This window comes from Ferruginibacter lapsinanis, from assembly GCF_020783315.1.
GTDB lineage: Bacteria > Bacteroidota > Bacteroidia > Chitinophagales > Chitinophagaceae > Ferruginibacter > Ferruginibacter lapsinanis.
Genome location: NZ_CP086063.1, coordinates 1,084,692 through 1,098,350 on the forward strand (window position 1 = coordinate 1,084,692; position 13,659 = coordinate 1,098,350).

Genomic DNA, 13,659 nt, shown 5'->3' on the forward strand with positions numbered 1-13,659 from the left:
CAGCCAACATTCAATGTGGAAAGAAATACTTACTACTTATTGGAGCCAAGTGACTTTGCTTTTATTAGCTATTGGCTACTTAATTAAACGAATTTTTGACGATAGGTCAAAAAAAGCAGAAATAAACCACTCGGTATATCAACAAAATAGAATATCAGCGCTGACAAACTTCTTTCGTAATTATGCAGCAGTGGAGCTTATGTGGAAACAAATTCATATTTGGGCTATTGTTCAAAATAAACTCTCAGCAGAAGAAATCGACAAATATATTTGGCCTTCAATAAACTCACTAAAGACATCGGTGATTGAATTAAAGCTTTATTTCGAAAAAAATGACCATGACTTGTTTGAATTAATTTTAGAGAACATCTTAGATATTAATCAGGAAATGTCCTTGATATTTTTTCAGCCAAATTTAGATCAGACTTTGGTCCAGAGGACAAATAAATTCATTTTTTACAGAGACGATATGTTTCAGAAAAACAATAAAATACTGACCGACGTTACAGATAAAATACGAAAACTATTTTCGAACTAACTATGTGCTTAACAAGCAGAAATGCTTAACTGTTAGCAGCAATTTTTTATGAAAAGAATACTCTTAATAATCTCATTTTTTTTGATTGTAAATTCATTATTTGCTCAAAAAAATACTGATAGCCTTTTGAATACCCTCAATTCAAAAATTGATGCAGTGCAATCAGAAATTAAAACTCATAAGCTCGAATTAGTTCTGCAAGATCAAGATAAGCAGGATAAACGAAAGCCATGGATTGAAAAAAATGGTCCTTGGCTTATTGCATTGGTTGTTGGCCTTCTGACAATATTAGCAAACGTCATAATAAATCGAAAACAACAAATAGCTCAATTAAGAGTAACACTCAAATCAAAAAATAGACAAGAGTGGATTAATGAACTGCGAAATTGCATCACAGAATTCACAACTCAATGCAAAATGATAAATATAGAATTTCAGGATAAACAATCAGTTGAAGGCAAGAAAAAGCCAATGCATGAAAAAATTACTTTCAACAGAACCAAATTGGTTCTTCTTCTAAATCCGAATAAAAATGAACATAAACCGCTACTTATTGCAATAGGTGAGCTACTAAAAATTCTCGATGCTCATTTACTCAATAGTAAACAAAAAATAGACAATTTTGACAATCTTGACTTTATGGAGAGAACAAACAAAGTTATCGAATTAGGGACTGAGTTATCTTATTACGAATGGCAAAGAATGCAAAAGTTAGAAAAATAAAATTTCCTCCTTATTGGCCCAAGCTTCTCAAACTTAAAATTTCTTGGCGCAAGCATCAGCTTGTGCCCGAATTTAAAGCACTAACTATTCTACTAAAAATATTTAGATATGACTATAGAGGAAATGTTTCATGATTATAACAGCATTTGTAAAATGAAATCTCCATTAAAGATAAAATCTGGAATGCTAACACAACTTTTTAGAATGGACGAACATCGTTGGCGGGTAGTTGGTATAACAGCAAACGCTCTAAAAGTATTTCACAATCACAAGTATAAAAGAGAAGTTAGAATCGGAATTAATAGATCTCATGTCTATGAAAGAAATAAAATATATGCTCAAATGTTGTCGGCAAAATTTGAAAACTCTAAAGATTGGTGGGATTTTTATCATAAACATGATGAAACAATATTAGCTACTTCTTCAGAAAATAATACAGGTAATTTTTCAAAAATATATCGCATTAATTATGATAAATTACAGTTATTCAAAAGTCGCGGCTTTAGCTGGAGGCATAATAAACCTGAAAGAGATTTTCTTGAAAAATTGTATAATAAATACTTTTTATAAATTATGACTTTTAAAAATTTACAGAATCTTGAAATATTTAACAGCTTTTTTGAAAAGTATGGAGACAAGATAAATTGCTTATTGGATGCAAATGATCAAACCGAAATTTTGGTTATTGATTCAACTCATTCTTCTAATGCTGTGATAACTGCAATAAAAAGAATGCCACCGTGGATACCTGCAAATCAAAATGGTCGGGCAGTAGAAAGCATTAAGGAAATTATTGTGAACTTTGATATTGAGGGAGTCAATATTTCTAAATAACAAATTAAGTAGACTTTCTTCCCCTCATTGGTCCAAGCATGCAACAAAATTAAAATCTCTTGGTACAAGCATCCGCTTGTGCCGAATTTAAAGCACAACCAAGGAATAGATATAACACTCAATACCTATTAAACTTCTCTAGACTATTGCTATCTGAGTATTCTTTTATACCTTATATTTATTAATTGTTTTACCATTGTTATTAACTGCAAACTATATCTTGATCCTGCAACGTATCATCATTTGTATACTGATCAATATAGTTGTATCAACCGGTTTTGTAAAAGGACAAACATCAGATCTATCAAACAAAACTGTTTTTAAGGGAGAATATCCCCTTACAAGTAATTTCCGAGGCAATCATAATACAGAAACTTCTTACGCAGACTTTGTAAAAACGATTACAAAAGCCGGCAGACATATTCCCGACCTTATTGATCTGAATATTTTTTACGACACGTTAAATATCGGCTGGGCAAATCAAATGGCACATGATTATCCCGACAGGTTGTTTTTACAAGTAAGGCAAGCCAATGGCGGTATACCTCGTTTGTACGAGCCTTGGCCTTCTTCAATTGACAGGATCTGCGGACTTCCTGTTTCCTTTCCCGGCCATTGGATAGTAAAGCCTTATACCATGCTTACATCCAACATAACGTTAACCGATACCCTGATTACAGTTCAATCAATAAAAGGTTTTACAATTGGTAATTATATGCCTGCTTGGCCCGATGGTTGTCCTGCATTGATCGTTGAAACAGATGCTATAGGTAATAAAAACTGGAATCATTATGAGTATGTATGGGTAACCGCGGTAAATGGAAATAAACTAACGGTTACCCGAGCCTACAGAGACAGCCCTTTACCCACCGCTTTCACAAGTGGTTTTGCTGAAGTAGCCCCTATACTTGTTGATTATACCTGGAACTCTCCACCCGTTTGGTATATCAATATGTCTCCAACTTGTCCGCAAGATGCAAATGGTAAAACAGCATCGCAGGTTTTGCAGGATGATCTGTATGCAAGATTCGGACCCGGCGGTCCTCTGAATAACTTTTCTGGAGTAGATTATGCTTCTGGTCCTTTTACAGATCCTCCCGATAGTGTTGATTATAATTGGGATGGAATCGTGGATGCACCAGGTGAATATATTACCGGCACCAATACTTTTTTATCCAATGCAAGGAATTTGTTTGGCAATAATTTTCTCTTTCTTACCGGCAATAATAATATCAATTATATAAATGGTTTTAATGGGTTGAACAATGAAGGGCTTGTACAGCCGGATGATCCGTGGAGAAGGATAACCAATGCGTTGAATGAAGATATATACTGGCTTAACAATGCAGACTCTCCTCGTATTATAGAAGAAACTTTAAGGATACAAGATGATAGTTTTGCCAATGTAAGCAACGCAGCAAAATGGGTACAGTTAACACGTATGGGCAATGGTTATGCTACCTGCCTCGGCTCATGCGCTGCACTAAAAGATAAGATATTTACCAATGCTACTACAGATACCAATGTAGTTAAACTTACATGGGCAGAGTTATTCAAAGGCACAGAAGATGTAGAACATTGGTTGGGCAAACCAACATCTCCGCCTATTCATGTAGCGTCTACTACCACCAATCTTTTAGGAGATTCTGTAAACGACTGGAGTCATATGCTGCAGAAATTGAATTTTAAAAATGGAACAATGGCAATAGAAGGAAATGAATTGGTATTAACGCCTAATAACAATGTAAACCATACCTTGTCTATGTCGGTGAATCTTACACAGCATAAAGATCTGACTGTGTTATTTGATGTAAGATCAGGAGGTAATCAAATGATAAATATCATCAACAATGCTACCTTGTCATTATCCTATCAAACAGGAGCTGATGCAACTACTTATTATTCAAACAAAGGGTATACAGCAAAAGAATTTTACTGGCGTGGGCTCGATTCTTCTTCTAACAACTGCACCATTAGTTTTAATTTTAAAGGAACAGATCCGATACGATTTCGTTCTTTAAGTGTCCATGAAGTTCCCGATGCAATGGCACGTTCATTCGAACATGGAGTAGTATTAGTAAACCCCGGTATGGAGGAGATGGCATTTGACCTGCACCGGCTTTTTGGAACAAATAATACTTACAAAAGATTAAGTTCGCCAACAGTAACAGTGTCACCTCAATGGCAGCAACAATACCAACAAACACTTGAACTAAATAGCGGCGCAACAATTGCCACCCCATCACATGTGGTTGTTCCGGAACTGAATGCATTGTTCCTTATTAGTCAACCTGTGCTTTGTCCGGATACCAATGCATGGATCGGTGTAGCAGATACTGCATGGGAAAATCCGTCGAATTGGGCTTGTGGTATAATACCTGATTCAACAACTGTTGTAAATATCAATTTTGGAGTACCAAACTATCCTACAATAAGTTCAAATGCATTTTGTAAAACCATAAACATAACTCCCGGGGCAACAATAACTATTAAGTCGGGGTTTAATTTAAATGTAATGGGCAAACAGTAATTGTATTTTTTATTCTATTAGACCAAGCATGCAACGAAAATAAAATCTCTTGGCGCAAGCATCCGCTTGTGCCCGAATTTAAATTGCTAACTATTATCCCGAACAAGCCATTTCACTTTAATCAAAGTAGTTTTCACTTTGATCACCTTCCTTTTCACTTTGATCATCATCAACCTCACTACTCACATCATCATTTTCATTACTATCAATGACAACATCACTTCTATCCCCGTCCATTTCATTACTCCAAAAATATTTTTCATTACAAGCAACCGCCACCTCACTTTTAGCGACTAAGTTTTTAATACTCACAACGTAATCATCATTATAATCATAGTTGTTATGCTAACACTCAACCTGGCCCCCATATTTAAAGCAAGAGGAATAGATAGACCATACAGCACCTTAGTAAAAGCCGGCATCTCAAGAATGTCTGCCGGAAAAATCCTCAATGGCACCACCCGTGTTTTCCGTTTAGATCACATCGAGATCATTTGCACCATCCTCCACTGCGAACCAAACGACCTCCTTCAATGGAAACCCTCAGGCCAGACCAATTCCACCACTCATCCACTAAATAATCTCAAACAAACCAACATATCTTACAACCTCAAACAAACCCTTGCCACCATTCCTTTAAAACAATTAAAGGAATTTGATAACATCATTGCCAAACAAACTGAAGAAAATTCGTAACTAAAGCACTTTCCAATCCTTAATAATTCAACCCGAAAAAGTAAACTGTAACAATCCTAAGAGTAGAATTACCAATGTCGAAGTCACAGTAGTACAAAAGCCAAATCAAAGAACCAACCGACAAACGGGCCGTAATCTCGTTTGTCGGGGTCTTTTTTTGTTTCTTTTTTAGACAAGTTGTAAATCCCGATTATTTCGGGGCAAAAAAGAAAAATAACAAATCAGCCCACCTTCGACAACACTTCGATAAACTCAGTACAGACTGACAACATTTATAATTGCAGATAAGTACTTTCCCGAGCATCCGCTTGTACCCGAATTTAAAACACTAACTAATTTCCTTTACTTTGTTGGTACAAATAAAATTTTCAAATGACGCCACAAGTAAAGATCCTGCAGACAGAAATATTATCCGACAACTGGTACACCTTAAGAAAAATAACTTTTGAATATGCTAAAAAGAACGGTACTGTCGAAACACAAAACAGGGAAGCTTATGATAGAGGTAATGGAGCAGCGATACTACTCTACAATAAAGAGCAACACACGGTGATCCTTACCCGGCAATTTCGTTTGCCCACTTTTATCAATGGCAATGAAAGCGGTATGCTGATAGAAGCCTGTGCCGGATTACTCGATAAAGACAATCCAGAAGATTGTATCCGACGGGAAACAGAAGAAGAGACAGGGTATAGAATTACAGATGTGCGTAAAATATTTGAAGCCTATATGTCTCCGGGATCAGTCACAGAGATTCTGCACTTTTTTGTAGCTGAATATTCCCGATCGATGAAAGTGCATGAAGGCGGCGGGATTGCACATGAGCAGGAAGATATTGAAGTGCTGGAAATACCCATTGAACAAGCGGTGACAATGATGGATAACGGAGAAATAAAAGATGCAAAAACAATCATATTGCTGCAGTACATTAAACTACATAATATTTTATAAACATGGATAAAGAAAGAATCTATAAACTCTTATTTTCCACAGTGTATCCGCTGTACATACAAAAGGCAGAAAGAAAAGGACGTACAAAAGAAGAAGTAGACACCATAATTTTTTGGCTGACCGGTTACAATAAAAAAACACTACAAAAACAAATAGACAAGAAAAGTGATTTTGAAACTTTTTTTGCAGAAGCGCCAACATTCAATCCCAATGCCTCTAAAATTACAGGGGTAATATGCGGTTACCGTGTAGAAGAAATTGAAGATGAAATCATTCAAAAGATGAGATACCTGGATAAGTTGATAGATGAATTGGCAAAAGGAAAAAAGATGGAGAAGATATTGAGGGAGTAGCGTATTTACTTTTTGTCTTGATACAAAAAAGTCAAGGCTTTATAAGACCGGAGGGTATTCCAATTATTGAATATCACTTTTCATTACAAATATTTTCCTGAAAGAGTGTACTCTTCAATTCTAAGAGAAAAGAACTAATGTCGAAGCCACAGTAGTACAAATGATGCACATAGCTGCAACCGACAAACGGGATGTAATCGTTTGTCGGGGTCTTTTTTTGTTTCTTTTTTGGACAAGCAAAAAAGAAAATAACAAATCGAAGAGTCTCCAAAGAATAAATTTATTTCAACAAAGAAAGTGCATCCCTATACTCCAATCCCTGTGCATCCGCAACAGCCTTATACGTTACATATCCATTGAGCGTATTGATACCTTTTAACAATGCTTCATTTTCCAAACAGGCATTTTTATATCCCTTGTTTGCGATCTCTACAGCATACGGCACCGTTACATTCGTAAGCGCCAATGTAGAAGTACGGGGAACAGCACCCGGCATATTCGCCACTGCATAATGTAATACACCATGTTTTACATAAACAGGATCATCATGTGTAGTGATACGGTCGGTGGTTTCAATGATACCACCCTGGTCAATAGCAATATCAACAACCACAGAACCGGGCTCCATTGATTTGATCATCTCTTCAGTAATTAATTTAGGCGCTTTGGCTCCCGGTATCAATACAGCGCCGATCACCAGGTCAGATTCTTTTACAGTACGTGCAATGTTATGAGGGTTAGACATTAATGTAGTGATCATGCTGCCGAAAATATCATCCAATTGTCCCAGTCGTTGATGACTCAGGTCTAAGATGGTTACCTCAGCACCGATGCCTGTTGCAATTTTAGCTGCATTCACACCCGCCACTCCGCCACCAATGATAGTTACCTTACCTCTTTTAACACCGGGGGTGCCACCTAGTATGATCCCTTTACCACCATGTGGTTTTTCTAAGAATTGTGCACCAATTTGTGTGGCCATCCTTCCGGCAACCTCACTCATGGGAGTAAGTAAGGGAAGAGAACCATTTTTTAATTGAACGGTTTCATACGCAATACCTACCACTTCTTTTCGTATAAGCTCCTGTGTTAGCTCATGTTCAGGAGCTAAGTGCAGGTAAGTAAATAATATTAATCCCTTACGGAAATATTGATATTCCGATGCGATGGGTTCTTTTACTTTCATCACCATATCTTTCGACCAGGCTTCTGCTGCTGTAGTAACAATGCTTGCACCGGCGGTGATATATTCTTCATCAGTAAATCCGGAACCCATACCTGCATCTTTTTGTATGAACACTTCGTGGCCCGAACGTACCAGGTGTACAACACCTGATGGAGTCATAGCAACACGGTCTTCATTATTTTTTATTTCTTTTGGAACGCCTACTTGCATATCGTTAAATTTTTAGTGTATTAAAGATGCGGTTTTTTTGTGTGATAAGGTAGCGTATTAACCAGCTCATTTATTTTTTTGTTTGATACAAAAAAGAAAATAACAAAATCACACCTTTTTCAACAGCACTCCAATAAACTCATTACAGCCTGATAAAAAAGTAGTAACAAAAAAGCCCTTCGAAATCTCAAAGGGCTTCAATAGTGAAATACAACATTATCTTATATACAACACACCTCTGCCGCCTCTGTTAGAAGCACGGGCAGTTGGTGTAAAAACGGCACTTCGGTCTGATATTGCAAGAGCGGAAACAGCATCACCAATAGACCCTCCACGAAATCTAATACCACCTGAACTGGTTACCTCACAGGTACCACTACATGTAGTAGTTGCAGCTAAATTCAGGTTACCTTCCATGCCCGGCCAAAATCCTGCACCGCCTACCGAAAGTTGTGCATTACCGAGAGCAGAAATTGTTCCGTTACCATTGGGAACATAGCGACAGGATCTGCCTGCCTGGCTACCCAATGAGATACAGTATTCAGGCATATTACCGCTCATTTCCATCACACCGTAATAGGTTGCACCACTAATTACCCGATTAGAGGTAGCAGTTGCAAAGATGCCGCTTCTTAAAGGTCCACCCGAAGCGGTGCTTGTATATGCAGCATTACCCAATGTTACAGATGCGTTGGAAGCAATTTCGGAGGCTGTTGCCGGATTGGTAAGTGAATAATTGGAAGCAAAGATCTTATCAGATCCCCAAGCATACTCACCCAGTGCTGCCGCATTGCCACCAGCCGACGAACTACCCCGGCATATCCGCTCATACTGCAACTCACTCATAGGAGCCAGGCCGCTCCAGTCGAGATAGGCTGCCACATCAACCCAGGCTAAAAAGTTGCAGGCTATCCATTCGCCATCACCTGCTTCATTATAAATATTATTTCCATTGGCATCACACCCAAAAACAGCCGGGGTATTAATTGCACCAGGGGTAGCTATCTCAATATAATTTCTGGAAATACCACCTGATAAAGCAGAACTGCCTGTAGGATTTGTAATAGGTATTGCTACCCTGCTTGCCTGTTGCTGAGAGTCTAGAGTATTAAGGAAATCACGATAGCTCGCCTGGTTGATTTCATACTTCATGCACCAAAGCGCTTTCATAGTAGGGAAAGGGTCCAGCGCACCAAGAGGGTTGGTGGTTTGAATGGTGTCGTTGCTGTAGATATAAATACCATCGGCATCTAATTCTGCGTCATCAAAACCATTTACATCACATAGCATCGGAACAACAGAGGTGGTTGTTGCTGTGTTATCGGTATAATGAAGTGCATTTACAGACTCTGTAATACCATTACCATCACCAAAAAAAGGTCTTGAAGTTGGAGCAGGTACATATACCATCTCTATTGCAAAGCCTTTTACATCAATATCGTACGGAAGTGAACTGATGACGCCTAGCTTTACATTTAGTGCAGATGCACTACCCGTTCCTAAATTAGTGTCTTCACGATAGATCATAGCGCCTACTTTAGTGAAACCAGAATTCTGAAAAATATCAAAACCTGCAGGCGCCACATTGTTGCTTCCGGTAAGATTCATATGCACCCAGTCGCCAGCCAGATTTTTATATTTAAAGAATACCCACACGCCATCATAATTGGCCGGCCCTACATTGGTACGCCAACTGTTATCCCAGGTAAGGTCAAACTTTACTTGTATGGCACCGGGGCCTCCATTAACGATCGACATATTGGTTATCTGCACATTATTGGCAATGCAAATACCTGTTGAGAACAGGAGGCTGGCCAATAAATAAATTACCTTTTTCATATTTTGTTTTTTAGTGTTTTTGTAATTAGTTCATATTTTTTCTATTGAATGTTTCCGGGTATAACAAAAGTTTTACCACTGACCACTGTAAGTTTAGAGCCCGGACTAAGTATCTGCTGTACATTTAAAATACAACTACCTCCCGTTGGATTAATGATGATCTCATAATTGGTTGGCAACGGCGAAGGAGGAACAACATTGTTCTTCCAGTTAGACGGAACATCCCAATTTCCAACACCGGTAAACTCATACACGATAGCGTACGTAGAATGCGATGCTGTTGACCATCCATCTTCTGTACCACCAACATAAATATTTATTGTTTGATTTTGCCCGGGAGATAAGATCATGTCATGGCCATCATTTATTCCCCCGGTAAAAATATTGGGAGTAGCATTTTGTAAATTCTGAACGGTTAAAGCAAAGCCATCTCCAACGCCTCCTGTATAAATTCCGGGAATACTGTTTTGAGCAGAAACATTTACGACAGCAAAGCCATCATTAATACCTCCGGTATAAATACCCGGCACAGAATTTTGTTGGGTAATGGTTATTGCATGAAAACCATCATTGATACCTCCCGTATAAATAGCTGATGTTTGATTTTGTGCGGTGCTGAGCGAAGTATAAAGTCCATCATTGCTACCACCGGTATAAATATTTCCTGTAGGATTTTCCTGTGCAGAGAATGCAAGGGCATAGCCATCCTGAAACCCACCATAATACTGGGCAGAAAGTGAATAAGAACAAAACAGGAGAGAAAAAAGCAAAAATGCCCTCATAAAACAGTTTTCTAACGATCAATGTATCTATAAAGTAATAGAAAAGTTAACGATTATGCAAATGAAACAACAAATAGTTTTTGTGATAACCAAAAAGAAACAATCGATCATTTTAACAGTGTGGCTTATTTATTGTGCAATAAATTTGTAATAAAATTGATCGTATGAAAAAGACACTGAAGAGATGGAAAGCCGGTGCAGTAATGGTGCTTTCGGTTATTGTGATCATGTTTACGGCCTGTAGTTCCTCAAAGCAAACCATTATAAATAACAATAACGAAGCGATCATTAAAGCAATTGACAGCAGTAACTGGAAGTTTACACCAATACGTATGATACCTCAGTTTGGTAACTCCAGACAAATATTTGGTAATTACGAAGTTATTTACAGCAAAGGAAAATTCAATGTATACCTGCCTTATTACGGCAGGGCTTATGCCGGTGCAGATATATTGTCGAATGAGAGTCCGCTGGATTTTATCTCCACCAATTTTACTGTTGATAAGCGATTGGTAAAAGAAGGCGAGTGGAATATTATCATCAAACCAATTGATCGAAGTGCGGTGCAAACGATGAATTTTACGTTGTTCAGTAATGGGAGTGCTGACCTGAATGTAACTTTATTAAACAGGTCTCCCATTAGTTTTACAGGAAATGTTGGTGTTGTAAAAGAATAAGATTTAATGTGGCTTAAACGCTTTGTTGCCCGACATCATTTTACTGAAAAGATAATATTTGCCATCATCGTAATTGCGCCAGTAACGACGGCCTTGCAGATCGTAAAATAATCTGCCATCAGGAGCCTGTTTTGCCAATGCATCATTAACAGTAATTACTTTAGGTACAGGGGTGGGTTTTGTTATTATGATCAGCGGCTTTTTTTCAACCGGCTTTTCAGCCGTTTCGGGTATATGCCTTTTGCTGCAGCTGAAAAGAATAAAAGACAAGAGAACAAAAACAGGGATAAGGAATTTTACATGCATTGCATTTTTTTTGAAGCAATAGGTCAATTTTCTTACCAAAAATTGTTAATGATATTTAATCCTTATATATCACTGAACAACTATGCGGCAATAGGGTAAGTATATCAGTCCTGGTTTCTGTAACGAACTGATTGTTAATGATGGCTGTTTTCCAGCCTGAGCCATTGGTAACCGGGATGATCCTTTTTGTATTGCCTCCGTTGAACCATACCTGTATATTTCTCCAGCTATCATTAACGTCGGCTCCATCTAATTGATAGCCTACTATACCGGGTTTATTATCTGTTTCTAAGAAGGTCAGATTTTTTTGCAGTTGTTCTGTTGTCTGCATACGAAATGCAGGGTGAGCTTTTCGCATTTGTATCAACTGTTGCACATAAGTAAATACATCTTTGTTTTTTGTTTTGAGCGACCAGTCAATTTCGTTGATGCTATCGGGTGAGTTGTAAGAATTTTCTACACCTTTTTTGCTACGTAAAAATTCTGTACCTGCATGTAAAAAAGAAATACCCTGAGAGGTTAATACAATAGAGAGTGCCAGCTTATGCATTTCTTTTCTTTCATCAACTGATGCGTCAGGTGCACTGATGGCAAGCTTATCCCATAAAGTGTGATTGTCGTGACATTCGGCATAACTGATAATATCACCAGGGGCCTTGGCGTATGGTGCGCTGGAATAATTTACTTTGCTGTAATCGATCTGCGGATGTTTACAACTGGCAGCAATACCAAATTGTATACTTGCTTCTGTTCCAGCCTTACTACTTACAAAACCTTTTTCGGTATGGTCGGACCAGCTGCCTTTTATTCCATCCCGTATATCATCGCTGAATACAGCAATGCCATTAAGTGAAGAAACATTTTTCTTTAATGCACGAAGACTATCAGGCAGCGGAGAAGAGCCTGCGGTCCAACCTTCGCCATACAATAATATACCCGGATTGATCTTGTGCAATGCTGCAGATATTAAATTCATTGTTTCAATATCATGTACTCCCATCAGGTCAAAACGAAACCCATCTACATGATATTCTTTTGCCCAATACACTACAGACTCGATCATAAATTTTTGCATCATTGATTTTTCACTGGCTGTTTCATTTCCACAAGCAGTGGCATCGCTGAATTTTCCTGTGCCGGTATGACGATAATAATATCCCGGCACCAACTGGTTAAAATTAGAATGATCTGTTTGTCCTGTGTGATTATACACCACATCCATCACCACACCCAATCCTTTTTGGTGAAATGCTTTGATGAGTTGCTTGAATTCTCTGATGCGTACATTGCCATCAGTAGCATCAGTAGCGTACATTCCTTCAGGAACATTATAGTTTTGAGGATTGTATCCCCAGTTATAATTTTCTTTGTAATTCTTTGCATCTTCATCAGAATAAAAATCAAAACAAGGCAACAGATGAACATGTGTTACACCCAACGCAGTTAAATGGTCCAGCCCCGTAGATAAGCCCTCCTCATTTTTTGTACCGGTTTCAGCAAGACCAATAAATTTTCCTTTGTGTTTAATGCCTGAGTTGGCAGCAATGCTTGCATCACGTACATGCAACTCATATATAACAGCATCTGTAGCGCTTTTTAAAACAGGCGATCGATCTCTTTGCCAACCGATAGGGTTTGTTTTTTTTAGGTCAACCACCATGGCTCTTTTACCATTGATGCCAACAGCTTTGGCATAAGGGTCCGGAACTTCGTCTAACCATTTACCATCGTATTCAATACTGAAAGTGTAATAAGTGCCTAAATGATCACCGGTAAGTACTGTGGTCCATGTGCCCATTTGTGCTTTTGTAAGATAGATGCTTTGTATGGCCTTACCGCCCTGCGCCTGCCGATACAATTTTAATTGCACACGATCGGCTGTTGGTGCCCAGATACGAAATTTGGATTGCACCGGAGTGTATGTCAGTCCAAGATCTTTACCCGTATATGTTGGAAATGATTCGTTTTTCATTTGTGCGTTACTGTAATGAACGTTGGCAATGAGTGCCAGCAGTAGAAAAAGATGTTTCATAT

Annotated in this window: 15 protein-coding genes; 9 read left to right on the forward strand and 6 right to left on the reverse strand. The window is 38.2% G+C overall.

Annotated features, from left to right (window positions below):
- Positions 1-13 precede the first annotated feature (13 nt).
- The 5 genes from LK994_RS04710 (at position 14) to LK994_RS04730 (ending at position 4,625) form a co-directional block, all read left to right on the forward strand.
- Positions 14-538, forward strand: a complete 525-nt coding sequence (locus LK994_RS04710; RefSeq protein ID WP_229761736.1) for a hypothetical protein — start codon at positions 14-16, stop codon at positions 536-538.
- 48 nt (positions 539-586) lie between these two features.
- Positions 587-1,261: a hypothetical protein gene (locus LK994_RS04715; RefSeq protein WP_229761737.1), complete on the forward strand. Its 675-nt coding sequence runs from the start codon at positions 587-589 to the stop codon at positions 1,259-1,261.
- Between the two features lie 108 nt (positions 1,262-1,369).
- A complete protein-coding gene (locus tag LK994_RS04720) occupies positions 1,370-1,831 on the forward strand; it encodes a hypothetical protein (protein ID WP_229761738.1) in 462 nt (153 codons plus the stop codon).
- 3 nt (positions 1,832-1,834) lie between these two features.
- Complete coding sequence (locus tag LK994_RS04725; protein WP_229761739.1) at positions 1,835-2,095, forward strand: energy transducer TonB; 261 nt, start codon at positions 1,835-1,837, stop codon at positions 2,093-2,095.
- A gap of 196 nt (positions 2,096-2,291) precedes the next feature.
- Positions 2,292-4,625: a hypothetical protein gene (locus LK994_RS04730; protein ID WP_229761740.1), complete on the forward strand. Its 2,334-nt coding sequence runs from the start codon at positions 2,292-2,294 to the stop codon at positions 4,623-4,625.
- A gap of 117 nt (positions 4,626-4,742) precedes the next feature.
- Here the strand turns inward: LK994_RS04730 and LK994_RS04735 are convergent, their stop codons facing one another.
- Positions 4,743-4,937 (reverse strand): hypothetical protein, encoded by a 195-nt coding sequence (locus tag LK994_RS04735; protein ID WP_229761741.1) that lies wholly within the window; start codon positions 4,935-4,937, stop codon positions 4,743-4,745.
- A gap of 30 nt (positions 4,938-4,967) precedes the next feature.
- Between LK994_RS04735 and LK994_RS04740 the strand changes: the two genes are divergently transcribed.
- The 3 genes from LK994_RS04740 (at position 4,968) to LK994_RS04750 (ending at position 6,625) form a co-directional block, all read left to right on the forward strand.
- Positions 4,968-5,321, forward strand: coding sequence for a helix-turn-helix domain-containing protein (locus LK994_RS04740; protein ID WP_229761742.1), 354 nt, complete (start codon positions 4,968-4,970; stop codon positions 5,319-5,321).
- A 372-nt stretch (positions 5,322-5,693) separates the two neighbouring features.
- Positions 5,694-6,272, forward strand: a complete 579-nt coding sequence (gene nudK / locus LK994_RS04745) for a GDP-mannose pyrophosphatase NudK (protein ID WP_229761743.1) — start codon at positions 5,694-5,696, stop codon at positions 6,270-6,272.
- A 2-nt stretch (positions 6,273-6,274) separates the two neighbouring features.
- Positions 6,275-6,625: a DUF2200 domain-containing protein gene (locus LK994_RS04750; protein ID WP_229761744.1), complete on the forward strand. Its 351-nt coding sequence runs from the start codon at positions 6,275-6,277 to the stop codon at positions 6,623-6,625.
- 280 nt (positions 6,626-6,905) lie between these two features.
- Here the strand turns inward: LK994_RS04750 and ald are convergent, their stop codons facing one another.
- From ald to LK994_RS04765, 3 genes are all read right to left on the reverse strand, one after another.
- A complete protein-coding gene (gene ald / locus LK994_RS04755) occupies positions 6,906-8,021 on the reverse strand; it encodes an alanine dehydrogenase (protein WP_229761745.1) in 1,116 nt (371 codons plus the stop codon).
- 216 nt (positions 8,022-8,237) lie between these two features.
- Entirely contained in the window at positions 8,238-9,860 is a 1,623-nt protein-coding gene (locus LK994_RS04760) for a hypothetical protein (protein WP_229761746.1), read from the reverse strand.
- A gap of 41 nt (positions 9,861-9,901) precedes the next feature.
- On the reverse strand, positions 9,902-10,642 hold the full coding sequence (locus LK994_RS04765) for a hypothetical protein (protein ID WP_229761747.1): 741 nt from the start codon (positions 10,640-10,642) through the stop codon (positions 9,902-9,904).
- A gap of 164 nt (positions 10,643-10,806) precedes the next feature.
- Between LK994_RS04765 and LK994_RS04770 the strand changes: the two genes are divergently transcribed.
- Positions 10,807-11,319, forward strand: a complete 513-nt coding sequence (locus LK994_RS04770) for a DUF4251 domain-containing protein (protein WP_229761748.1) — start codon at positions 10,807-10,809, stop codon at positions 11,317-11,319.
- 3 nt (positions 11,320-11,322) lie between these two features.
- Here the strand turns inward: LK994_RS04770 and LK994_RS04775 are convergent, their stop codons facing one another.
- Both LK994_RS04775 and pulA read right to left on the reverse strand, forming a co-directional pair.
- Positions 11,323-11,625, reverse strand: a complete 303-nt coding sequence (locus tag LK994_RS04775; protein WP_229761749.1) for a hypothetical protein — start codon at positions 11,623-11,625, stop codon at positions 11,323-11,325.
- Positions 11,626-11,680: 55 nt separating this feature from the next.
- On the reverse strand, positions 11,681-13,657 hold the full coding sequence (gene pulA / locus LK994_RS04780; RefSeq protein ID WP_229761750.1) for a type I pullulanase: 1,977 nt from the start codon (positions 13,655-13,657) through the stop codon (positions 11,681-11,683).
- Positions 13,658-13,659: the final 2 nt, after the last annotated feature.

Bases quoted from the DNA above. Each gene is read 5' to 3' on its own strand.
- LK994_RS04710 (WP_229761736.1), top strand. From the start codon at position 14: ATGTGGAAAGAAATACTTACTACTTATTGGAGCCAAGTGACTTTGCTT.
- LK994_RS04715 (WP_229761737.1), top strand. From the start codon at position 587: ATGAAAAGAATACTCTTAATAATCTCATTTTTTTTGATTGTAAATTCA.
- LK994_RS04720 (WP_229761738.1), top strand. From the start codon at position 1,370: ATGACTATAGAGGAAATGTTTCATGATTATAACAGCATTTGTAAAATG.
- LK994_RS04725 (WP_229761739.1), top strand. From the start codon at position 1,835: ATGACTTTTAAAAATTTACAGAATCTTGAAATATTTAACAGCTTTTTT.
- LK994_RS04740 (WP_229761742.1), top strand. From the start codon at position 4,968: ATGCTAACACTCAACCTGGCCCCCATATTTAAAGCAAGAGGAATAGAT.
- nudK (WP_229761743.1), top strand. From the start codon at position 5,694: ATGACGCCACAAGTAAAGATCCTGCAGACAGAAATATTATCCGACAAC.
- LK994_RS04750 (WP_229761744.1), top strand. From the start codon at position 6,275: ATGGATAAAGAAAGAATCTATAAACTCTTATTTTCCACAGTGTATCCG.
- ald (WP_229761745.1), bottom strand. From the start codon at position 8,021: ATGCAAGTAGGCGTTCCAAAAGAAATAAAAAATAATGAAGACCGTGTT.
- LK994_RS04760 (WP_229761746.1), bottom strand. From the start codon at position 9,860: ATGAAAAAGGTAATTTATTTATTGGCCAGCCTCCTGTTCTCAACAGGT.
- LK994_RS04765 (WP_229761747.1), bottom strand. From the start codon at position 10,642: ATGAGGGCATTTTTGCTTTTTTCTCTCCTGTTTTGTTCTTATTCACTT.
- LK994_RS04770 (WP_229761748.1), top strand. From the start codon at position 10,807: ATGAAAAAGACACTGAAGAGATGGAAAGCCGGTGCAGTAATGGTGCTT.
- LK994_RS04775 (WP_229761749.1), bottom strand. From the start codon at position 11,625: ATGCATGTAAAATTCCTTATCCCTGTTTTTGTTCTCTTGTCTTTTATT.
- pulA (WP_229761750.1), bottom strand. From the start codon at position 13,657: ATGAAACATCTTTTTCTACTGCTGGCACTCATTGCCAACGTTCATTAC.